Origin of the sequence: Kitasatospora sp. NPDC004799 (assembly GCF_040609095.1) — a bacterium.
Classification (GTDB): domain Bacteria; phylum Actinomycetota; class Actinomycetes; order Streptomycetales; family Streptomycetaceae; genus Kitasatospora.
Genome location: NZ_JBEXJK010000591.1, coordinates 1 through 3,669 on the forward strand (window position 1 = coordinate 1; position 3,669 = coordinate 3,669).

Here is a 3,669-nt window from a genome sequence, read left to right on the forward strand (position 1 = left end):
GCCGTCATGCTCGGCAACGGCTGGCGGTGCCGGCGGGTGCGGTGGCCGACGACCGGGGGGAGCGGCCGGGTGGGCGGCGGCTCGGGCGTGCTGCTGCGCCGGGGGAGCGGCGGGCTGCTCGGTGTGAGGTGCTCGGTGCTCTGTGCTCTTCGCCGAGGTGGTCCGGCCGGGTGGGCGGCCGCTCGGCGTGGTTCCCCGTCCGGGAGCCGCGCGGTGTTCAGCGGTCCGACGGGTGGTGCGGGGCGGCCGGGCTCAGTGCTCGGACAGGTGCGCGATCAGGCTCTTGGGCCGCAGGTCCTGCCAGTTCTGCTCGACGTAGTCGAGGCAGTCCTGCCGTCCGGCGGCGCCGAACACCTGCTGCCAGCCGGCGGGCACCGGGCTGAAGGCCGGCCACAGCGAGTGCTGGCCCTCGTCGTTCACCAGGACGAGGTAGCTGGCCTCGGTGTCCTCGAACGGGTTCGCCATCGTCGGTTCCTCTCTGTTCAGGGCGGTGCGAGAAGGGGAGGAGCGGGGTGGTCGGACGGAGCCGAGGGTCACGGACCCCAGCCGGAGTCCTCGCTCGGGGCGTCGTGGGCGGTGACGGAGACCGCGGACAGGTGGTGCTGCTCGGCGTGGAGTTGGAAGCCCACCACGGCGGCCAGCAGAACAGCGACTATCCCGAGCATCTTGTGGACGCGGACGGCAAGGCTTGGCATCGCGAATTCCTCTTCCTGAGGAGGGCGGTCTGCCCTCTTCGCTCTGCCCCGCATCCTGCCGAAGCCCCAAACGTGCGTGGAAGCTTTGACTGTGATCGTGAACACGCAATGCGGGAACCGGAAGCCCGGTCAGATCGTGTCAAAAACAGACAGACATGATCCAAATCACACCTGGCGCTGTCAGATCAGTGGTGGGAACTCTGATGGCGCGGAGGACATCGGAGCGCGGAGGCGGGCACCCCCGCGCGCCGCAGCGAGCCCCGGCGCAGCTCCTCCCGGACCGCGGGCCAGTCCTCGACCCACGGCCGGCCCGTCCCGGCCGGCGACTCCAGGGCCAGCGTCGCCAGGTAGGCGCGCTTGAGCGCGGCCCGCTCGTCCTGCACCCGGCCCGCCGCCTGCTCGATCCGGCGCAGCCGGGCGTGCAGCCGCTCCAGCGCGCCCCCGCCGGTCAGCAGCCGCCGCGCCTCGGGGCCGAAGCGGAAACCGGGGGCCAGCAGCGGCCAGGCCGAGCGCCACACCCGGAACACCTCGCGGTGGCTCGGCCCCCACTCCCGCTCGGCCTGGGCGAGCCGCTCCAGCGCGGCCGCCTCGGTCGGCGCCGTACAGGTCTCGCGCAGCGCCCGGGCCAGCGCGCCCCAGTCCTCGCCGGGCGCGTGCCGCAGCGCGGCGTGCAGCAGGTGGGCCACCGAACCGTGCACCACGGTGCGCGGCCACCGCTCGGCCGCCGCCTCGGCCAGCACCGCGCCGGTGCCGCCCACCAGCACCCAGACCTCCCGCACCCCGCGCTCGGCGAGTCCGGCCAGCACCTGCGGCCACTGCTCCCCGTCCGCGGCCGGCCACAGGCCCAGCACCTCGCGGCGGCCCTCGAGCGAGATCCCGAGCGCCAGGTGCACCAGCGGACCGCCCGAGCGGCCGCTGCGCACCGAGTCGACGAAGACCACCGGGTAGACCGGATCGAGCCGCCGCCCGCGCCGCTCGGCCAGCTCGTCGAGCACCTGGTCGGTGATCGCCGAGACGGTCTCCCGGCTCAGCTCCACGCCGTACACCTCGGCCAGGTGCGCCACCAGCTCGCCCGAGCTGAGCCCGCGCGCGGTCAGCGAGATCACCAGCTGGTCGAGCCCGGGCAGCCGGCGCGCCCGGGGGAGGACGGACCGGGGGGTGAAGCTGCCCTCGCGGTCCCGGGGCACCCGCACCTCGACCGGGCCAATCTCGGTGAGCAGCCGTCTGGCCCGGGCCCCGTTGCGGCCGTTGGTGCCGGCGCCGCGCAGGTGCTCCTGGAGCTCGAGCTCCAGGGCGCCCTCGATCAGCTGCTTGGCGAAGGCCTGGAGGATCCCGCCGTCGCCCAGCAGCCGGACCGCGCCGGAGCCGACCTGGGCGGCGGCGGCCTCCGCCAACTGTCGCACCAGGCGCTGGTCCACCAGGCCGGTGAGGGCGGCGGGCAGTGCCGCCGGGTCGGAGTCAGCTCGCAACTGGGGGTGCCTTCCGTCTGTAGGCCGTTCCATCTCACCGGTCGACCCCGCTCCGGACGCCCCGACGGGACGCCAGGTGCGATGCGCCGGCAATCCCCCGGTCACCGCCGCCGGGTGAGGTCGTGTCCGCGACCGTCACCGTCGGCTCCCCCGTCCGCGTGCCCGCGCGACGACCGTCAGCCGGTGATTTCCTCGCCCTTTGGGCGTACACTCACGGCTGTCGGAGCCCGGGGGGCGGCTTCCGAACGGCAGTCGATTCCATCTTGCCGGTTCGGATGCCTGGCGGTAGCCGGTACGGGCATTCGTGAAATCGCAATGCCGAAGCCGGAAGGATGCCCAGATGTGCCCAATCCAGGACAACTGCGCGGAAAGGGGAACACCCCAGCTCTGCGACCGGGGCATCGAGTTCTACCGCACGGCGCTGGCCGCGGGGGAGGCCACCGGCGAGGCCCCCGAGTGCCTGCTCGCGATGGGTCTGCTGCGCCCGCTGCCCGGCTCCGGTGACCGGCTGGCCCCCGTCCCGCCCGACATCGCCGCCACCGGGCTGGCACGGCCGATCGAACTCGCCGTCCTGGCCCACCAGGAGCGGCTCGCCGAACTGCACACCTCCTTCACCGCCGCCGAGCACGCCTACCGGGACGTCATGCGGCGGGCCAAGCTGCCGATCCGGCTGCTCGCGGGCGAGGAGATCAACCCCGTGCTGGAGAAGGCCGTCGCCGCCTGCACCGACGAACTGCTCACCGCCCAGCCGGGCGGCGGCCGCAACCCCGAGCAACTGGCCGACGCGCTCCCGCGCGACCTCGCCCTGGCCGGCCGCGGCGTGCGCCAGCGCACCCTCTACCAGCACACCGTGCGCTCGCACGGCCCGACGCTGTCCTACATCGAGCAGGTCACCGCGCAGGGCGCCCAGGTGCGCACGCTGAACGAGGTCTTCGACCGGGTGATCATCTGCGACCGCTCCACCGCCTTCATCCCGGCCGGCGCCGACCGCGAGGCGGCGGCGATGCTCATCCAGCTCCCGCCGCTGGTCGAGTACCTGCTGAAGATCTTCGAGCTGATGTGGGAGCGCGCCGAGCCCGTCACCTACCAGCAGGGCCACCACCGCCCCCGGCTGCTCACCGCCCGCACCCGCCAGAACGTCCTGCGGCTGATGGTCAACGGCTACACCGACGAGGCCATCGCCTCCCGCCTCGGCATGAGCACCCGCACCGTCTCCAGCCACATCCAGAAGGCCAGCGAACTCCTCGGCAGCCGCAGCCGCGGCCACCTCGGCTACATCATCGCCCGTCAGGGCGTCCTCGACGAACCGCTCGACGAGCTCTGACGGCACACGACGAAGCGGGCCCGGCGCCATGAACGCCGGGCCCGCTTCGTCGTGGTGCCACTCGTCCCGGGAAGAGCCTCACTTGGTGGTGGTGAGCAGGCCGCGGTTGCGCAGGACGCGGCGTTCGACGGGGGTGAAGACGAGGAGTTCGATGGCGATGCCGACGAAGAGGATGAGGATG

4 protein-coding genes and 1 pseudogene are annotated in these 3,669 nt (G+C 73.3%); 1 reads left to right on the plus strand and 4 read right to left on the minus strand.

Annotation, left to right across the window (positions count from 1 at the left end; all coding sequences use genetic code 11):
- Nucleotides 1-252: 252 nt before the first annotated feature.
- The 3 genes from ABZW03_RS38540 to ABZW03_RS38550 form a co-directional block, all read right to left on the minus strand.
- The gene (locus ABZW03_RS38540; protein WP_355269193.1) at nt 253-465 is read right to left on the minus strand and encodes an MbtH family protein; all 213 of its coding nucleotides are present in this window, start codon (nt 463-465) and stop codon (nt 253-255) included.
- 68 nt (nt 466-533) lie between these two features.
- Entirely contained in the window at nt 534-695 is a 162-nt protein-coding gene (locus ABZW03_RS38545; protein ID WP_355269195.1) for a hypothetical protein, read from the minus strand.
- 185 nt (nt 696-880) lie between these two features.
- A complete protein-coding gene (locus ABZW03_RS38550; protein ID WP_355269197.1) occupies nt 881-2,164 on the minus strand; it encodes an IS256 family transposase in 1,284 nt (427 codons plus the stop codon).
- Between the two features lie 340 nt (nt 2,165-2,504).
- On the opposite strand from ABZW03_RS38550, the gene ABZW03_RS38555 reads away from it, so the two are divergent.
- Nucleotides 2,505-3,488 carry a LuxR C-terminal-related transcriptional regulator gene (locus ABZW03_RS38555; RefSeq protein WP_355269199.1) on the plus strand — a complete coding sequence of 328 codons (984 nt, stop codon included), beginning with the start codon at nt 2,505-2,507 and terminating at the stop codon, nt 3,486-3,488.
- A 78-nt stretch (nt 3,489-3,566) separates the two neighbouring features.
- Here ABZW03_RS38555 and ABZW03_RS38560 read toward each other — a convergent pair.
- A pseudogene (locus ABZW03_RS38560) lies at nt 3,567-3,669 on the minus strand (ABC transporter permease); the annotation flags it as partial.